This window comes from Vibrio navarrensis, assembly GCF_015767675.1.
Classification (GTDB): domain Bacteria; phylum Pseudomonadota; class Gammaproteobacteria; order Enterobacterales; family Vibrionaceae; genus Vibrio.
In genome coordinates, this window is record NZ_CP065218.1 from 316121 (window position 1) to 334833 (window position 18713).

Consider the following 18713-nt stretch of genomic DNA (forward strand, 5'->3'; position numbering starts at 1 on the left):
AAAGTATTTCCTCGATAGGATATTTGAGGCTTATGATCACAGTTTGAACAGAAGCCGTTATTCGCCGGCCACAATGGCCGATATAGTTTGGCAAAAAATAGACGATTACGACGTACCTTGAATTCTCAGCAGACTTTTTTTCGCAGGCATAACTGGCAACGGACCATCAAGGTAGCCGTGATTTTGCTGGTCTCTTTCGCCATCACCATGTGTGCCTTGGTGCCATTTGCCAATCAATATCAGCGCACTTTGACCCACAAAGCCATCAACCACATTGAGCGAGAGCTCTTAGAGACACGCATCCAGCTCAACTATCTTTTTAGCCCAGCGATTTTCTCTCAGCCATGTCGCACCCTTACTTACGAACTGCGCAAGAGCATTCTCAATCTTGGTATGACCAAAGAGATCGGCACCTTTGACGATACTGGCCGCGTGTTCTGCACCAGCAATGAAGTTAACGTGTCGTTTTATCTCTACAAATCGATACTGCAACGTTTGGATGAAAGTCCTGAACGCGCGACGCTTTCTTTTACTAAAACAGCGCTCACGGGCGAAATGGCGCTGATCTATATTTTTGGCGACGATACACTGCGCGGGCTAAGCGTGCTGTTTCCCACCAACTATTTGCAACTGATCACTCGCGGGATCCTCTCCTTTGGCGATTTAGACTACGAGATCCACGTGGCTGGCAGGCCAGTCAAAAGCCTCACCTTGGCCGAGCCGATTAACCAACTGCAAGTCACGTCAAAACGCTTCCCAGTCGTTATCAACTCTGCTGTTGGACGCGGTTTTTATCTCGAATATTTGCTGAAAAACGCGTGGATTGGCTTGTTGGTCGCCACCATAGTGCTGCTGATTTCTGCTCAATTGCGCCAAAGACACATCACGCATAACAGCATTGAATACGCTCTGACCAATGCGATTAAGAAACAAAATTTATCGGTGCATTTTCAGCCGATTGTCGATCTGAAAACCAATAAAGTGGTGGGGTGTGAATCGCTGCTACGTTGGAACGATCCGGTACAAGGTTTTGTTTCTCCGGGTATTTTTATTCCACTAGCTGAAAAAGTCGGTCTTATCGAACCGATCACACGTTTTGTTCTCGCCAAAGCTATCCAACTGCTGCAAACCACCAGTGAGCTCTACCCTCAAGGCTATGTGAGCATTAATATCAGCCGTCAGGTGGTGCTTAACCAAGATTTTATTTTTCAGGTCACCGAACAACTCAAAGATAAACCGGAGATTAGCCACCGTCTGGTGTTTGAGATCACCGAAGAGAGCGTGTTTAGCCCAGACGATCTTACCACGCTGCGCAGGCACCTCACCTACCTGGGAAATTTGGGCATTCGCATCGCGGTGGATGATTTTGGCACTGGCTACTCTGGGCTGAACTTTATTCGCCAGTATCCGTTTGACATCATGAAAATTGATCGCGTATTTATTAACAATCTGACCAATGACTCCAACACTCAGCCGCTGCTGATGTCGATGCTAGCACTGTCAGAAACTCTGCATATGGATGTAGTCGTAGAAGGGGTAGAAGAAAAATCGCAGCTCGACATTTTAGCCCAACTCGGTGTGCGCAATATTCAAGGTTTTTACTACTCAACCGCGCTTCCGGAGCAGCAATTTCGCCAATACTTGCTAGAAAACCGCACCGCGCCCACTGAGCTTATCGCGATACTAGATTCCTAAATCCTTGATTGATCTCTTCGATTTTTGCCGAGGCTGACTAGCAACCTCGGCTTTTATCCGAACAAGCGACGCTTCAGGCCAGTTTTCTCCAGCACGCGGGTCGAAATCTCTTCCACCGACAAAGAGGTGGTGTTGATGTAAGGGATTGCTTCGCGGCGAAACAGCGCTTCCACGTTAGCCAGTTCATGTTGGCACTGTGCGGTACTGGCGTACTCACTGCCCGCCAAACGATTTTGCCGGATCTCGGTCAAACGCTCTGGCGCAATCGTCAAGCCGAATAACTTGTGCCGGTGGATCTCAAACTCCGGCAGCAATTTAAGCCCACGAATATCGTCGTCAATGTACGGATAGTTAACCACGCGCAAACCAAATTGCATTGCCATGTACAAGCTGGTTGGGGTTTTACCACTGCGTGAGACGCCAAGCAAAATGATGTCTGCCTGCTCCAAACCTTTAAGAGAAATGCCATCATCATGTGCCAAGGTGTACTCAATGGCCGCAATACGATCAAAATAGGTGTCGGTGTCTTTGCTGACGCTGCGCGAACGTTGCAGCTTAGGCACGGGTTCCATGTGGATGTCATCTTTCACCCGCTGGACAATACTTTCCAGCACATCATAACAATGGGCATTCGCCTGCAACAATTTCTCGCGAAACTCGGCAATCACTAACGAAAAAAACACCAACGGTTTTATGCCCGTTGTTTGAAAGGATATTTCAATATGCTTGAGCAACTCAGTTAATTTCTCTTCACTTTCAATAAAAGGGAAGGTTTTTTCGTTGGCGTAAAAGGGGAATTGCCCGAGAACAACGTGACCGACGGTTTCACAGGTAATCGCTGTTCCGTCGGAAACGTAGAATACATCACGACTTTGCTTTTCAGTTTGCATTTTTGTTTAAATTTTAAAAATATTTTGATTAGGATGTTAACCATAATACAAACAATAAACCCAGGCGTTCAATTACCACCCCCACAGCTTTGAAAATTTGCTCACAATTTTTTTCAGCTGCTGCGTAATCGTTTGCCTACTCCCTACAAGCTGCAATGTTTCTGGAGAAAGACATGCAAAAGAACACCCTCTGGTTCAATAGCCTATCCATGGAAGATGTCGATAAAGTCGGCGGTAAAAATGCTTCTCTTGGTGAAATGGTGTCTAACCTTGCCAATGCTGGCGTTTCTGTGCCCAACGGTTTTGCGACCACCTCTTACGCGTTCAACCAGTTCCTTGATTACGAAGGACTGGATGAGCGTATTCACCAACTGCTTGACGAACTGGATGTTGACGACGTGGACGCGCTGCGTAAAACCGGTGCCATGATTCGTCAGTGGGTTTTAGAAGCCCCATTCCCAGCGGATCTCGAGCAAGATATCCGCAGCAACTACGCAGAGCTCACCGCGGGTAACGACGAGCTTTCTGTTGCTGTGCGCTCTTCCGCGACCGCAGAAGATTTGCCGGACGCTTCCTTTGCCGGCCAGCAAGAGACGTTTCTTAACGTCAAAGGCATCGACGCTGTGCTGGAAGCGACCAAACACGTCTATGCATCACTGTTTAACGATCGCGCTATCTCTTACCGTGTGCACCAAGGTTTTGACCACCGTGGCATTTCGCTCTCAGCGGGCATTCAGCGCATGGTACGTTCAGACAAAGCCGCGTCCGGCGTCATGTTCACCCTTGATACCGAATCCGGTTTTGACAAAGTGGTGTTCATCACTTCCGCTTGGGGCCTTGGCGAAATGGTAGTGCAAGGCGCGGTTAACCCAGACGAATTCTACGTGCACAAGCCGCTGCTTGAAGCGGGTCAAGCGCCCATCGTCAAGAAAACTTTTGGCTCGAAACTGAGCAAAATGATCTACGCCAACAGCCAAGTGATTGGCAAGCAGGTGGAAATTGTCGATACCACCGAGCAAGAGCGTAGCGAATTTTCCCTCGCCAATGATGAGATCATTGAGCTGGCGAAACAGGCGATGATCATCGAAAAACACTATCAGCGTCCGATGGACATTGAGTGGGCCAAAGATGGTATCGACGGCAAGCTCTACATCGTGCAAGCTCGCCCTGAAACGGTCTGCTCGCAAAGCGAACAGAATGTGATCGAGCGCTACGAACTGAGCCACAAAGCCGAAGTGCTAGTGGAAGGTCGCGCGATTGGCCAGCGTATCGGCTCTGGTGTGGTTCGTTTGGTCGACTCACTCGATCAAATGTCACTGGTGCAAGAAGGCGACGTGCTGGTCACCGACATGACCGACCCAGATTGGGAACCGGTGATGAAAAAAGCGTCGGCGATTGTCACCAACCGTGGTGGACGGACTTGCCACGCAGCCATCATCGCTCGTGAGCTTGGTATTCCAGCGATTGTCGGCTGTGGACACGCAACCAGCCAGCTGAAAGATGGCCAGCTCGTCACCGTATCTTGTGCTGAAGGCGAAACTGGCTATGTCTATCAAGGGCAGATCGAGTTCGCTGTGCGCCGTTCAACCGTTGATGAGCTGCCTATGCTGCCCACCAAAGTGATGATGAACGTTGGCAACCCAGACCGAGCGTTCGATTTCGCTCAGATCCCTAACGAAGGGGTGGGTTTGGCACGTTTGGAGTTCATCATCAATAAGATGATTGGCATCCACCCGAAAGCGCTGCTCAATTTTGATCAGCAAAGCGACAGTCTCAAAGGCGAGATCAGCCAGCGCATTCGCGGCTACCAAGATCCTATCGATTTCTACGTGAGCAAACTGACTGAAGGGATCGCCACCATCGCCGCGGCGTTCTGGCCAAAGCGCGTTATCGTGCGCATGTCCGATTTTAAATCGAACGAATACAGCAACCTTGTCGGCGGCAAAGGCTACGAACCACACGAAGAGAACCCGATGCTGGGCTTTCGTGGGGCATCGCGTTACATCTCGCCACAGTTTGAAGACTGTTTCGAGCTGGAAACGCAAGCGATCAAACGCGTACGTGATGAAATGGGGCTGAAAAACGTCGAAATCATGATCCCATTTGTGCGCACGCCAAGCGAAGCAGCTCAGGTCATTGACCTGCTCGCTAAGTTTGATCTGCGCCGTGGCGATCAAGGCCTGAAAGTGATCATGATGTGTGAGTTACCATCAAACGCGGTGCTGGCGGATGAATTCCTCAAGTACTTTGACGGTTTCTCGATTGGCTCAAACGACATGACTCAGCTCACGCTCGGCCTCGACCGCGATTCAGGCGATGTCGCTCACCTGTTCGACGAGCGTAACCCTGCGGTGAAAGCGATGTTGAAAATGGCCATCGACGCAGCAACCAAAGCAGGCAAATACGTCGGCATTTGTGGCCAAGGCCCTTCGGATCACGAAGACTTTGCACAGTGGTTAATGGAACAAGGCATCAGCTCAGTGTCGCTCAACCCAGACACTGTGATTGATACTTGGCTTCAGCTTGGCAAAGCGAGCCAGTAATCCCTCTGCGATGGAAACAAAAAAAGCGCTGTTCTTGGCGCTTTTTATTTTCAGTCTGCAATGCATTTTTTTATCAGACTTCTTGTACCTTTAAGGCAACTGCGTTTCTAAAAACTCAGCAAACGCGCCACCCACGTCACTTCACCATGAGCAATCAAGTCAAAAATAGTAAAGAACAGGGCGCAAATCACCGCCAGTTTAAGCAACTTAATTCCAATCAGCATGGCTTTCCCCTTTATTGGCTAACGGCCAAGTGTAGCGCAAAAGAATCAGCAAGCCATCCGTTCTGCTCAATACTGGCGCATTGCTTTGCTTAGGCTGAAGCGGCGAAGTTGCCAAGGAGCGCGCCATACAACTGCCTGTCACTCAGCACGCCGACCAGACGTTGCTGCTCCACCAGCAGAATCGGTTGTTTAGTACGCTGCTTAAGTTCAATCACTTCACGCATGCCGATATCAGGCTCGACTGCAACGACGGTATGGTCATTGATATCGCCAAGGCCAACGCCCTCTTGATGCCAGTCCAGCAATTGGTGCGACGAATCAACCAGCGTTATCCCCTGCTTTTGCTGCTCCACCCACAGCGCTTGCTCATTACACACTTGCCAGCGCTGCGCTTGCTGTGTGAGCTCTTCCACTGGACGCATCAGAGAGCGCCCTTTCAGCACGTTAAGCGGATTGGTGTGAGCCACAAAATCGCGCACATATTGGTTTTCGGGTTGCAGCACTATCTGCTCAGGCTTCCCGTGTTGAATCAATTGTCCAGACTCCATGATCGCAATGCGGTTGCCAATTTTCAGCGCTTCATCCAGATCGTGGCTAACAAATAAAATGGTCTTATTCAGCTGCTTTTGCAGTTGCAACAGCTCATCTTGCAGTTGGGCACGAATCAGCGGATCGAGCGCCGAAAACGGCTCATCCATCAATAGAATGTCGCTGTCCATAGCAAATGCACGCGCCAAGCCAACCCGCTGCTGCATCCCGCCGGAAAGTTCATGGGGAAATTTGTCTTCCCATTCCGCCAGCCCAACCATCGCCAGTTGTTCACGCGCTTTTGCGCGGCGCACTTTTTTACTGATGCCTTGCATCTCCAAACCAAACGCCACGTTATCCAAAACGCTCAGCCACGGCATAAGGGCAAAAGTTTGAAACACCATAGAAACGCGATGCGTGCGCAGATGACGCAGCGTTTCTTGGTCGCACGTGGCTAAATCCACCTGCCGCTCACCGTCTTTCACCAGCAAAGCACCACGTGACACCGGATTAAGCCCATTCACAGCGCGTAGCAAGCTCGATTTACCCGAGCCAGAAAGCCCCATCAACACGCAGATTTCGCCCTCTTTGACGCTCATGCTGACGCTGTTGACGCCCACCACTTGGCCGACTTCATCAATAATCTCTTGGCGTGATTTGCCTTGATCGAGCCTTTCAAACGCCAGTGCGGGGTCCGAACCAAAAACCACATCCAGATCTTTAATCGTAATCGCATCCATGGTTATGCCTCCTTTTGATTGGGGGTTTTGCATAAGCGATCAAGGATGATCGCCACCAGTACAATCGCGAGGCCCGCTTCAAAGCCTTGTGAAATGTTCACCGTGTTCAGCGCGCGCACCACCGGCTTGCCGAGGCCATCAGCACCGACCAATGCAGCAATCACCACCATAGAGAGCGACAACATGATGCACTGCGTGATGCCCGCCATGATGTTGGGCAGCGCCGCTGGCAGTTCGACTTTGAGCAGCAGTTTCATACGGCTGGCCCCAAACGCTTTGCCCGCTTCAATCAGCTCTTGCGGCACTTTAGTGATGCCTAAATAGGTCAAACGGATCGGCGCGGCGATGGCAAAAATGATGGTGGAGATCAAGCCCGGTACGATACCAAGACCAAACAGCACTAAGGTCGGGATCAGATAGACAAACGTTGGCACGGTTTGCATCAGGTCAAGGATTGGCCGCAGCAAGGTGTAAAGCCAAGGACGATGCGCCGCCATGATGCCAAGGGGTACGCCAATTAATACGGAAATCGTTGTCGCGGCAAAGACCAAGACAAAGGTTTCCAGCATTTCTTGCCAATAACCGAGGTTAAGGATCAGTAGCAAAGCAGCAACCACAAACAGCACCAAAGGCAGGCTGCGATGCAGCAGCCACGCCAATAAGGCGGTGATGACTATCGGTAGCGCCGGTGGCATCCACTTAAAAATATCCACCACAAACAGGATAACCGTTTCTAGAAAGTAGGAGATGGCGTCAAAAACGCCGGCGGCGTTTAAGGTTAACCAGTCAACCCCCGTCTCCATCCATTGACCCAGAGGGATTTTGTTGTCAGTAATAAAATTCACAATTAAGCCTTTGTTATTTAATCGAAACAGGACAAGCAACGCGCTTACGCGTTGCTATCGAGGTAGTGCATAACCGCTTGCACGGCGTCTTCGCCTTGCAGGGTTTTCACCCCTTTTAACCAGCGCTGCAGCTCGTTTGGATTGGCTTTTAGCCATTGCTGCGCCGCCACCGCCGGTTTCTGCTTCTTGTTGAGGATCGCTTCCATCAACTGGTTTTCCATCTCCAGACTAAATTGCAAGTTTTGCAGCAGTTGACCAACGTTTGGGCACTGCGCTAGGTAGTTTGCACGCACATTGGTGTACACATTGGCACCGCCGTAATTCGGCCCGAAATAGTCATCGCCACCAGCCAGATATTCCATCTCAACATTGCTGTTCATCGGGTGAGGTGCCCAGCCTAAATAGACAATCCACTGTTGACGACGTGCGGCGCGAGAGACTTGTGATACCATGCCCGCTTCGCTCGATTCCACTAGACGAAACGTTTTTAAATCAAAGGCATTGGCATCAATCATCGATTGGATCAAGCGGTTGCCATCGTTGCCCGGTTCGATACCGTAGATGCGAGATTTGAACTTGTCGGCGTGCTTGGCGAGATCGGCGAAGTTTGTCACGCCCGCATCATAAACGTACTTCGGCACAGCTAAGGTGTATTTGGCCCCTTGCAGGTTAGCGCGTACCGTTTCGACCGTCCCCGCTTGGCGGTACTTGGCGATGTCGCCTTCCATCGTCGGCATCCAGTTACCGAGAAACACGTCGATGTCGCCGTTGGCCATTGAAGAGTAAGTCACCGGAACCGAAAGAAGATCGGTTTTCGTCTCATAGCCGAGACCTTTAAGCAGCTCTGAGGTAACAGCGGTGGTGGCGGTGATATCGGTCCAACCCACATCGGCAAAGCGCACCGTCTGACAACTGTTGGCGTAGCTGTTGGCGGCAAAAAGCGTGAGAGCGGTGGTGGTGAGTAGTTTTGTCGTCATAGACATCATCGATTCCTTATCGTTTTTCTGACTTTTTCATTATTAAATGTTATTTGTTGATGATTTCGCGCATCGCTATGGCGCGTGTTGTAACGCTCTTTTCGGTGGATGCATTCGTTGGCTCTCTTGCCAATTCGGCGCGAGCCATACCGGGACATTTCCTGCTTCGAGCAGGGCTTTATCTAAAATCATGTCCGCAGCCCGCTCAGCGACCATAATGGTTGGCGCATTGAGGTTGCCATTGGGAATAGTGGGAAAGACTGACGAATCGACCACGCGCAATGCACTTAGGCCACGCACTCGACACTGTTCATCCAGCACCGCCATCGGATCATCGTCCGCGCCCATTTTGCAACTGCAAGACGGGTGATAGGCACTTTCCACATTTTCGCGCACCCAGTGATCGATCGCGTCATCGCTGACCACGTCCTCGCCAGGCTGAATCTCTTCACCGCGATAGGCATCGAGCGCTGGCTGAGCAAGAATTTCGCGAGTTAGGCGGATGCAGTCTCGCCAATCTTGGCGATCTTGCTCGGTCGAAATGTAGTTAAACTCAATCTTGGGTTTGTTGTTTGGATCTGCCGAGATGATTTCGACACTGCCACGGCTTTGCGGTTTGTTCGGGCCAACATGCACCTGAAAGCCATGACCAGCAAAGGCTGCACGTCCATCGTAGCGCATCGCCGCAGGCAAAAAGTGATACTGAATGTTTGGCCACTTCAGCCCTTTGCGTGAGCGAATAAAGGCGCAAGATTCAAAATGGTTGGTCGCACCCAACCCTTTGCGGGTCAGAATCCATTGCGCGCCAATAAGCCCTTTGCTAACTAAGCCAAGTTTGCTATTGAGGGTAATGGGCTCCTTGCAGTGATATTGAAAGTACACTTCCAGATGATCCTGCAAATTGCACCCCACACCGGGCAAATCATGCACCAAGGGCACCTTGGCACGCTCAAGTACCGCTTTCGGGCCGATGCCAGAAAGTTGCAGCAATTGCACCGAGCCAATGGGGCCTGCGCTCAAAATCACTTCATTGCGCGCAAGGCACTGTGAGGTTTTGCCCGATTTCTCAAACACAACACCGACAGCACGTTTGTTCTCCAGCAGCACTTTTTGCGCGTTAACGCCTTTGATCAGAGTGAAATTGGCTCGCTTTTTCGCTCGGCTTAAGTACGCGTTAGAGGTGGAAGCACGAACGCCATTTTTCACCGTCATGTGCATCGGTCCAAAGCCTTCTTGCTGGTAGCCGTTGTAATCCGATGTTTGCGGATAGCCCGCTTCAGCGCCTGCATCAATAAAGGCTTGATAGAGCGGGTTGAGCGTCATCTCGTTGCCTGCGCAGGTGCCAAGTGGCCCCTCCCCGCCGCGATACTGATCCGCGCCGCCAATCCAAGCTTCGGCGCGGCGAAAATAAGGCAAGCAGGCTTGATAGTTCCAACCGGCCGCGCCCTGCGCTTCCCACTCATCAAAATCGCAAGCATGGCCACGTACATACACCATGCCGTTGATGGAAGAACTGCCGCCGAGCACTTTGCCTCGCGGGCAATGCAGTTGCCGCCCAGACAGGCCAGACTCCGCGACCGTTTCATATTGCCAAGCGTATTTCTCGCTGTTCATCGGATAAGACAGCGCGGTGGGCATCTGAATGAAAATGCTGTTATCAGAGCCGCCCGCTTCCAAAAGCAGCACTTGATGTTCACCACTTTCCGACAGCCTATCGGCCAATACGCAGCCGGCCGATCCCGCACCGACGATGATGTAATCGTAGTGTTGTTGCATGGTTTTCTCTCTTATTTGCTGATTATTGGTACGGGCCGACGAAATCGCCCATCTCGACTAATACGCTTTTGGTTTGCGTGTAGTGACGCAGCGTTTCCGGGCCGTTTTCACGCCCAATCCCAGAGTGTTTGTAACCGCCAACCGGCATTTCAGCGGGCGAGTCTCCCCAGGAGTTGATCCAGCAGATCCCGGCTTGCAACTGATGAATCACTCGATGTGCTCGGCCAAGATTCTGGGTAAATACCCCCGCCGCCAAGCCATAATCACTGCGATTGGCGCGGGCAATGACCTCTTCTTCCGTGCGAAATTTCAAAACCGACATTACCGGGCCAAATATCTCCCGCTGCACGTGGGCCATCTCGTCTTGGCAGTCGATAAACACGGTTGGCGCAACAAAATTGCCTTTATCCAAACCGTTTTCCATCAGCCGTTCGCCGCCTGTGAGTAAGGTTGCGCCGCTCTGTTTCGCGCTTTCAATCGCCGCCATCACTTTATTCAGATGCTCGCCGGAGATCAGCGCGCCAATTTGCGTCTCCATATTCATCGGATCGCCGACACGCAAACGCTCGGTGCGCGTTTTCAACTGAGCAACAAAATCATCATAGAGCGACTCATGAACAAACACGCGTGTGCCGTGGGTACACACTTCCCCTTGGGTGTAGAAGTTGGCCACCATCGCCGCTGAGACAGCCTGTTCGAGCTTAGCGTCCTCAAAAATGATCAGGGGTGATTTGCCGCCGAGCTCCATCGTCACCGATTTCAGTGTCTTGGCGCTATCGGCCATCACGGCTCTGCCGGTAGTTGATTCACCCGTAAAGGAGACTTTGGCGATATCAGGATGGGCAGTGAGCATTTGCCCGACACGATAGTCGCCTTGAATTACGTTAAACACGCCATCTGGCAGGCCTGCTTGGGTAAATATTTCCGCCAGTTTCAGTGCCGAAAGTGGCGTTTCTTCGGAGGGTTTGAAAATCATCACGTTGCCTGCGGCAAGCGCTGGGGCCGATTTCCACATCGCAATCTGGATTGGGTAGTTCCAGGCACCAATGCCAGCGCAAATGCCGAGCGGCTCACGGCGAGTGTAGTAAAACTGATTGGCACTGAGTGACTGCTGCTCACCTTGCAGTGACACGGCCAGCCCCGCGTAGTATTCAATCACGTCGGCGCCGGTAGCAATGTCCACGGCAATCGCTTCTTGCAGCGGCTTACCGCTATCCAGTACTTCCAGTTTCGCCAGTGCGTCGTTGTGCTCACGCAGCAGTGCCACCGCTCGGTGCAAAATTCGGCAACGCTCTTGCACCGACATCGCCGACCAAATGGCAAAACCGCTTTTGGCGGCGGCGATCGCTTGCTCAAGATCGTCAGAAGTAGCCTGAGCGACGCGTGCCAGCGGTTCGCCCGTGGCCGGGTTGTAGGTGGTAAAATACTCGCTGGCTTCACGAGTTACGGCTTTACCGCCAATGTAATGTGATTTGTTATCCATCATGAAGGTCTGACTCGTCGTTATTGTTTGTATAAAAAGTGAGTTGCTTGTCCAAATAATCGTTAATGATCACTTTGGCGGTTTCGCCACTGATCCCATCGGGGTTGAGCGCCCCGCGTAACCAAATACCATCAATCAATGCCGCAATGCCGTGGGCGACCAGTTCCGCTTGATCGCGATTGAGCAGCGCTTTCAGTTCATGTTTGAGATGAGAGATCAAGCGCTTCTCATTGACTCGTTGCAGCCGCTTTAGCTGCTCGTCGTGCATGGAATAAGACCAAAACGCCAACCACGTTTTGGCCACTTTGTTTTCCACTTGGTAGCCGGAAAAGTTTCCGTCGATGATGGCGTTGATCCTTTGGTGGTAGGCCTGTTTGGGTAGTGCGGCTAAACGCTCCACCACAGTGCGCGATAACTGACGGAGGATCTCCCGCATGGTCTCTTCCAACAAACCGTGCTTGCCACCGAAGTAGTGATTAATGATGCCTGTCGATACGCCCGCCTCTTTGCTAATCAGGGCAATACTGGCGGCGTGCAGACCCACGCGATCAATCACCGTCATGGTCGCATTCACCAGTTGCGGCTTACGTATTTGCGGCATCCCAACCTTCGGCATTTTGGCTCCTGATGTTTTTAATTGAACGTGCAGTTAAATTAAAATGCCACATTATTTATTCGTGTACAAATGTTTATTTTAAAAATAGCTCGCATAGATCCTCATAAAGAGAAGCGATAAAACCTTCGGTGATGGCCTAAACCTCATTTGCATTGCTCAACAAAACATCACATAAGTCGCCATGAAACACACCAACTGATGAAAACAGAAGCAAAAAACTGATATTTAACCAGTAATTACAGGCAATCTCTGTCAGAAAAGCGTGGCGCAATTTCGACTTAAACTAAGCGTACTCAGGTTTAAGATTGAAAAAAAACCAATATTTAATTAGAGTACTAAATGTTATATCTCTAAATAACAACACAAGGAAAAAACTATGAACCCCATACTGGAAACCCGAGGCCTGTTTAAGGTATTCGGGGAGCAACCAGAGCAGGCCTTTACCCTGCTAGAGAAGGGTGTCGACAAGGACGGCATTTTGCAAAAGACAGGATTGACCATCGGCGTCAATGATGTGTCACTGTCGATTCAAGCCGGAGAAATTTTTGTCATTATGGGACTGTCTGGTTCTGGCAAGTCCACTCTCGTTCGCTTACTCAATCGCTTGATTGAGCCCACCAAGGGCAGCGTATTGCTTAAGGGCAAAGATATCGCCCACATTTCTGAGCAAGAACTGCGCGAGGTGCGCCGCAAACACATCTCCATGGTGTTTCAAAACTTCGCTTTAATGCCGCATATGACGGTGCTGGAAAACGCTGCCTTCGGTTTAGAGCTGGCAGGCATGGCCGTCGATGAGCGAGAAAGCACGGCGCTTGCCGCGCTCAACCGCGTCGGACTGGACGCCTACGCAAAGGCGTTTCCCGATGAGCTTTCCGGTGGAATGAAACAGCGCGTCGGTCTGGCACGTGCACTGGCGTGTGACCCCGATATCTTATTGATGGATGAAGCATTTTCAGCGCTTGATCCTTTGATCCGCGCCGAAATGCAAGACGAACTTTTGCGCCTGCAAAACGACGATAAACGCACCATCGTATTTATCTCTCACGATCTGGATGAAGCGATGCGCATCGGTGATCGCATCGCCATCATGCAGCATGGGGATGTGGTGCAAGTCGGCACTCCCGATGAGATCCTCAACCGTCCTGCCAACGACTACGTGGCTGCCTTCTTTCGTGGCGTCAATGTGGCGAGCGTATTAACCGCCAAAGACATTGCGCGGAAAAAACCGGTGGCGGTGTTTAAGAAAAGTGAGCACGACGGCCCAAGATCCGCCATGCAGATATTGCTCGAGCAGGACAGCGATTACGGCATCGTGATTGATAAATCCAACCGCTATTCCGGTGTGGTTTCGCTCGACTCGCTGCGCCTTGCGCACAAAGAACAGCGCTCTTTGAGTAGCGCGCAGCTGCCAGATGCCATCACACTCATGCCCGAACAGTCAGTCAACGACATCTTGGGCCATGTGGCCGGAGTGCCTTACGCCGTTCCCGTTGTCGATGAGCAAGGGCAGTATTTTGGTGTGGTCACCAAATCACGGCTGCTGCAAACCCTAGACAAGGAGTAGTAACTATGTCTAACGAATCAGAAACGAGTGACCCGTGGTCACAAACCAGCGCTGCGCCCAACGATCCTTGGGGGCAAGCAACGCCTGCGACAGAAAATGCCGATTGGCTCAACAGTGATGCACCTCAGCTCCCATCGTTTGATCCACTTCATCCCTTCGACCAAGCCATCCTGCCCTTCGATCACTGGGTAGAAACGGGGTTAAACTGGCTGGTGGATCATGGTCGCCCGCTGTTTCAGGCAGTGCGCGTGCCGATTGATTTCATTCTCTCCTCTTTTGAGACCGCACTGGTTTCCACACCAGCGCCCATCATGCTGCTGATCCTGTTTTTGCTCGCTTGGCAATGCTCAAATGTTCGCTTAGGCAGTGCCACACTCGCGTCACTGATCTTCATCGGTTTGATTGGCGCTTGGTCGCAAGCCATGACCACCTTGGCACTGGTCATGACATCAGTATTTTTCTGCTTGTTGATTGGCTTACCGCTGGGGATCTGGCTCGCACGCAGCCAAATCGCCGCCAAAATTATTCGCCCACTGCTGGATGCCATGCAGACCACGCCTGCTTTTGTCTATCTGGTGCCGATCGTCATGCTGTTTGGCATTGGTAACGTGCCCGGCGTGGTGGTCACCATCATTTTTGCCCTGCCACCTGTGGTGCGTTTGACGATTTTGGGTATTCAACAAGTGCCCGAAGAGCTGACTGAAGCGGGCCACGCCTTTGGCGCCAGCAAACGGCAAATGCTCTATCGCATTCAACTGCCTCTGGCGCTGCCCACCATTATGGCTGGGGTCAATCAAACTCTAATGTTGTCACTTTCCATGGTGGTGATTGCCTCCATGATCGCCGTTGGCGGCTTAGGCCAGATGGTGCTGCGTGGCATTGGCCGTTTGGATATGGGCCTAGCCGCAGTCGGCGGGGTCGGCATCGTCATTCTGGCGATTTTACTTGATCGCATCACACAAACCTTGGGGGACAACGCGGGTAATAGCAAACTGCGCTGGTACCACACCGGGCCCGCCGCTCTGTTAACGCGACTCTTCAATTCCCGCAAGCCCTCACCTGAATTAAGCAAAATGGAGAAATAATATGTATTGCTCATGGAAGAAAACCTTCACCGCTACTGCCCTCACTTCACTGGCTTTGGCCAGCAGCGCGTGGGCAGAAAAACTGCCCGGTGCGGGGGTAACCGTACAGCCAGTTCAATCCACCGTTGCGGAAGAGACCTTTCAAACCTTGATCGTCAACCGTGCCCTTGAAGCGCTCGGTTACGATGTGTTACCAACCAAAGAAGTCGATTACAACGTCGCCTACACCTCGCTCGCCAAAAGCGACGCCACCTTCCTCGCGGTTGGCTGGTTTCCGCTGCACAGTGACAAATACGCCATGGCCGGAGGAGACAAGGTATTCTATCGCCAAGGCCAATACATCAGCGGCGCGGCGCAAGGTTATTTGATTGATAAAGCCACAGCGGATAAATACAACATCAGCAACATTAGCCAATTGAAAGATCCAAAAATCGCTCGCCTATTTGATGCGAACGATGATGGTAAGGCCGATCTGACCGGGTGTAATCCGGGCTGGGGCTGTGAAGGGGTCATAGAGGCGCAGCTCAGCGCTTACGGTCTGCGCCATACCGTCTCGCACAATCAAGGCAACTACGCCGCTATCATCGCCGATACCATTTCACGCTATAAGCAAGGCTCGCCCATTCTTTACTATACTTGGACACCGTATTGGGTGAGCGGCGTTTTGGTTCCCGGTAAAGACGTCGTCTGGCTTGAAGTGCCTTTCTCGGCGCTGCCGGGTGAGCGAAAAGATGTCGATACCACGTTGCCAAATGGCAAAAACTACGGCTTTGAGATGAACAGCATGCGCATCGTCGCCAACAAAGCGTTTGCCGAGCAAAACCCAGCAGCGGCGAAGTTGTTTGCCATCATGCAAGTGAACATCAACGATGTGAGCGCGCAAAATATGATGATGAGCCAAGGCAAAAATCGTTCAGCCGACATTGAAGCGCATGTCGATGGCTGGATAAAAGCGCACCAAAAGCAATTTGATGCTTGGGTTGAAGCGGCGAAAAAAGCGGCGATGTAGCTGACGTTCAACATTGCTCTCTAGAGCTATTTGATACGCGTGCATGTGAAAATGCCGATGAAATCTCGGCATTTTCATTTAAGCCAATGAGCTATGGGGTTTTCATAGACAGGAACTTAAGGGCTAACCTATTATTTTTGCGAAAATTTAGTTAGAAAAAGGCTTCATTGATGATCAGATAATCGTCGCCAAACAAACCACCTATACCAACCGTTTGCTCGCTAGCAGAGTGCCACACTACCAGATAAACTCGCCACCTTTGATGATGTGCTGCTTCAAGATGATAGTGCGTCAGAAAGAGATTTTTACCTGAGCCCAAAGCAGTTCAAAACTAAAAGCAATGCAGGACTAAAAGCAATACAGAACAACTTGCTGCTAGCGGACCCAGGTTATAGGCAGGTGGAGTTGCTTCCTAAGGAGTTAAAATCTCACACAAACTGGCAACGAGATTTGTCACGGCACAAAGCATAGTCAGAAATAGGCAATAAACTTGAGTGGGCCTCTCGTTATATACCCAATAATGCACATTTCCCCAAGAGTAAATCAAAGAAAACATCACGTTAGACGGTGTTTATACCAGGGCGTCCGCATGAATGGTTAGAATTTGGTCATTGACTTAAATCCAGCAACTAAGACTTGCTCCAAGAAGCCGGGGTTCATCATGCAACGTTTCTGCTTCATTGGCACACTAATTTTGCTTGGCTCAGCTCTTAGCATGTTAAGTGCCATGTGTCTTAAACCTGCCAAATTTTCAGCCGCGTTTTGTCGGTAAATCTGACAAGCGTCTTCTCGCATGCTCACATCTAAAATCCAGTGCATTGACTCTATGCCCCAGTGGGCTCGAATGGCATTTCCTGCCTGCTCCGCGGTCAGGTCTGCTGAACTTATGTAGTAGCGGTACTCCAACTTTGGCGCTTTACCTTTGGCTACTCGGTAATTTTCAACCATGACAATACTGGCGAGTCCGCTCCACGTTGAGAAGTCACCCTCTAACTCACTAGCCTTGAGTACATGGCAAGTACGTGCTTCAACGCGGCCTTTTTGTTTCTCGATTTGATAGGTGGTTTTGTCAATCGGGGCACGGCGGTGTGGGGCGAAGGCTGTCTGTATGGCTGCCGACAACTTGCCTTGATTCCCCTTTACTGCCAACAAGTAATCACCGCCCTTGCTAGTGATCGCCTTGGCAATCTTGGTCTGGCAGGCCATCGCATCAATCGTCACGATAGCTCCTCGCAAGTCGAGCATCTTAATAAGCTCTGGAATCGCGGTAATTTCATTGCTTTTATTGTTGGTTTTGAGTTGACCCAGTACCATTTGGTTAGCACTTGCATAGGCGCTCACCATATGGATGGTGCTTTGCCTGTCGTCTCTATCGTAGGAGCCGCGCAAAGTCTTGCCATCAATGGCAACCACCTCACCAAACGTCATGGTATGTACCGCATTCATCCAACCCAGGAAGCAGTCGCGAAACTCGGCAGGATCAATATTTGCAATCAAACGAGCAAAGGTATCGTCGACAGGCACACCGTTTTCAAACAGCCCCTGTTTAAGAAACCACTCATGGTGGCCAAGAACATATTCACGAATGTCAGTCCAGCCTTGACCTCCGGCTATCACGGCACAGATAGACCCAAACAAAATATCAAACAGAGGATAATCAACTTTTGCACTTTGCCGTTTGTCACGGATGATACTGAAATGCGCTTTGATGGTATTAATATTCATGGTCGCTCCCCAAAAGAAGAGCATAAGATCACAGACCGTGCTTCAGGTCAAATTTAACCTTGCGTTGTACAAGAAATGTTCATGATCTTGCCCTGCAGTTAGATCTTACTTTCGGAGAGGATTTTTATCAAAAACTAGCCGTTAATTACCGAGAAAGCTCCATTAATATGCAGGCATTGTCTAATAGTCAAAAAATACAACAATTTGTTATTGAGACGAGTAAAACCAGCGGATTTAATCTCACTGAGTTTTTCACTACTTGGGGAATAGAAGTCACCAGCACGACGGAAGCTGAGCTACATAACCTCGGGCTGCCAGTACTTCATATTCCGATATGGGAAAACAGAGATAACCATATTAAATATAAAGTTGAAGAAAAATAGTGGGCCGTGGCTGATTATTATCCACGATAAAACCATTGGTTATGTTGGACAAATTGTTTACGGTGGGAAAAATCCCCATTAATCGATTTTATAATCATAAAATCATCGATATAGTTCACATATATTAATTCGGTTTTGTCGCAAACTTTGGATATTTTGGTTAAAATTCAATCAATCTCCATTTAACATCTTAGATCTTAATATTGGGGTTCTACGCCGGAACCCCAACTCAATCTTATCGTCCAACGCTTTAACTTCTTCACGCGTCGCGTTGTGCTGCGCTTGATCGAACAGCAGTTTCAGTAAGTCTTTTTGTGTAATTTGGTTTTTTGTTGTGTTCCGACATGTCAACCTCTGTGTTTTTTAAAAGTATAGGTAGAAAGCCATCTTGTTAACTCATATCCTCCGGTAAATCGAGCTAACGGGGGGGTATATTGAGGCGTTAACATTTGCCGCCGCATTGCCCACTTATGCGATATCCCTTGTCTACCGCTATAAGCGCGGTACAACTCAAAATTTATAGGATCTAACATTCTCTACGTACATCAACGCTAGAACAGTCAAAAATAAAAAGCTAGCATTTACTTGATTTGTCGGTATACTGTTCATCAGCTCTTAAGAAAAGAGCTA

At 50.2% G+C, this 18713-nt stretch carries 15 protein-coding genes and 1 pseudogene; 7 read left to right on the top strand and 9 right to left on the bottom strand.

Annotated features, from left to right (window positions below):
* Positions 1-117: 117 nt before the first annotated feature.
* A complete protein-coding gene (locus I3X05_RS18170) occupies positions 118-1695 on the top strand; it encodes an EAL domain-containing protein (RefSeq protein WP_337971378.1) in 1578 nt (525 codons plus the stop codon).
* 53 nt (positions 1696-1748) lie between these two features.
* Here I3X05_RS18170 and ppsR read toward each other — a convergent pair whose 3' ends face one another.
* On the bottom strand, positions 1749-2585 hold the full coding sequence (ppsR, locus tag I3X05_RS18175; protein ID WP_039444940.1) for a posphoenolpyruvate synthetase regulatory kinase/phosphorylase PpsR: 837 nt from the start codon (positions 2583-2585) through the stop codon (positions 1749-1751).
* Positions 2586-2740: 155 nt separating this feature from the next.
* On the opposite strand from ppsR, the gene ppsA reads away from it, so the two are divergent.
* On the top strand, positions 2741-5128 hold the full coding sequence (gene ppsA, locus I3X05_RS18180; RefSeq protein WP_193167787.1) for a phosphoenolpyruvate synthase: 2388 nt from the start codon (positions 2741-2743) through the stop codon (positions 5126-5128).
* Between the two features lie 313 nt (positions 5129-5441).
* Here ppsA and choV read toward each other — a convergent pair whose 3' ends face one another.
* The 6 genes from choV to betI form a co-directional block, all read right to left on the bottom strand.
* Positions 5442-6620: a choline ABC transporter ATP-binding protein gene (choV, locus tag I3X05_RS18185; RefSeq protein WP_193167788.1), complete on the bottom strand. Its 1179-nt coding sequence runs from the start codon at positions 6618-6620 to the stop codon at positions 5442-5444.
* A 2-nt stretch (positions 6621-6622) separates the two neighbouring features.
* Positions 6623-7465: a choline ABC transporter permease subunit gene (gene choW, locus I3X05_RS18190; RefSeq protein ID WP_039435335.1), complete on the bottom strand. Its 843-nt coding sequence runs from the start codon at positions 7463-7465 to the stop codon at positions 6623-6625.
* A 44-nt stretch (positions 7466-7509) separates the two neighbouring features.
* Positions 7510-8448 (bottom strand): choline ABC transporter substrate-binding protein, encoded by a 939-nt coding sequence (locus I3X05_RS18195; protein WP_193167790.1) that lies wholly within the window; start codon positions 8446-8448, stop codon positions 7510-7512.
* 69 nt (positions 8449-8517) lie between these two features.
* Positions 8518-10218: a choline dehydrogenase gene (gene betA, locus I3X05_RS18200; protein WP_337971379.1), complete on the bottom strand. Its 1701-nt coding sequence runs from the start codon at positions 10216-10218 to the stop codon at positions 8518-8520.
* Positions 10219-10240: 22 nt separating this feature from the next.
* Positions 10241-11701: a betaine-aldehyde dehydrogenase gene (gene betB, locus I3X05_RS18205; RefSeq protein ID WP_337971451.1), complete on the bottom strand. Its 1461-nt coding sequence runs from the start codon at positions 11699-11701 to the stop codon at positions 10241-10243.
* Positions 11694-12317 carry a transcriptional regulator BetI gene (gene betI, locus I3X05_RS18210; protein ID WP_337971380.1) on the bottom strand — a complete coding sequence of 208 codons (624 nt, stop codon included), beginning with the start codon at positions 12315-12317 and terminating at the stop codon, positions 11694-11696. Before betI ends, betB begins: the two co-directional genes overlap by 8 nt.
* A 376-nt stretch (positions 12318-12693) precedes the next feature.
* Here betI and proV point away from each other — a divergent pair, with 376 nt between their 5' ends.
* From proV to I3X05_RS23840, 4 genes and pseudogenes are all read left to right on the top strand, one after another.
* Positions 12694-13881, top strand: coding sequence for a glycine betaine/L-proline ABC transporter ATP-binding protein ProV (gene proV / locus I3X05_RS18215; protein WP_193167792.1), 1188 nt, complete (start codon positions 12694-12696; stop codon positions 13879-13881).
* 5 nt (positions 13882-13886) lie between these two features.
* Positions 13887-14966 carry a glycine betaine/L-proline ABC transporter permease ProW gene (gene proW, locus I3X05_RS18220; RefSeq protein ID WP_045572078.1) on the top strand — a complete coding sequence of 360 codons (1080 nt, stop codon included), beginning with the start codon at positions 13887-13889 and terminating at the stop codon, positions 14964-14966.
* Between the two features lies 1 nt (position 14967).
* Positions 14968-15975 (top strand): glycine betaine/L-proline ABC transporter substrate-binding protein ProX, encoded by a 1008-nt coding sequence (gene proX, locus I3X05_RS18225; RefSeq protein WP_337971381.1) that lies wholly within the window; start codon positions 14968-14970, stop codon positions 15973-15975.
* A gap of 396 nt (positions 15976-16371) precedes the next feature.
* Positions 16372-16568, top strand: a pseudogene (locus I3X05_RS23840) (hypothetical protein); the annotation flags it as partial.
* A gap of 4 nt (positions 16569-16572) precedes the next feature.
* On the opposite strand, the gene I3X05_RS18230 reads toward I3X05_RS23840, so the two are convergent.
* Positions 16573-17700: an ISAs1 family transposase gene (locus tag I3X05_RS18230; RefSeq protein WP_337971135.1), complete on the bottom strand. Its 1128-nt coding sequence runs from the start codon at positions 17698-17700 to the stop codon at positions 16573-16575.
* A gap of 59 nt (positions 17701-17759) precedes the next feature.
* Here I3X05_RS18230 and I3X05_RS18235 point away from each other — a divergent pair, with 59 nt between their 5' ends.
* Positions 17760-18083 (top strand): M60 family metallopeptidase, encoded by a 324-nt coding sequence (locus I3X05_RS18235; RefSeq protein ID WP_337971382.1) that lies wholly within the window; start codon positions 17760-17762, stop codon positions 18081-18083.
* A 347-nt stretch (positions 18084-18430) separates the two neighbouring features.
* On the opposite strand, the gene I3X05_RS23845 is transcribed toward I3X05_RS18235, so the two are convergent.
* A complete protein-coding gene (locus tag I3X05_RS23845; RefSeq protein WP_193167605.1) occupies positions 18431-18616 on the bottom strand; it encodes a DUF4113 domain-containing protein in 186 nt (61 codons plus the stop codon).
* Positions 18617-18713: the final 97 nt, after the last annotated feature.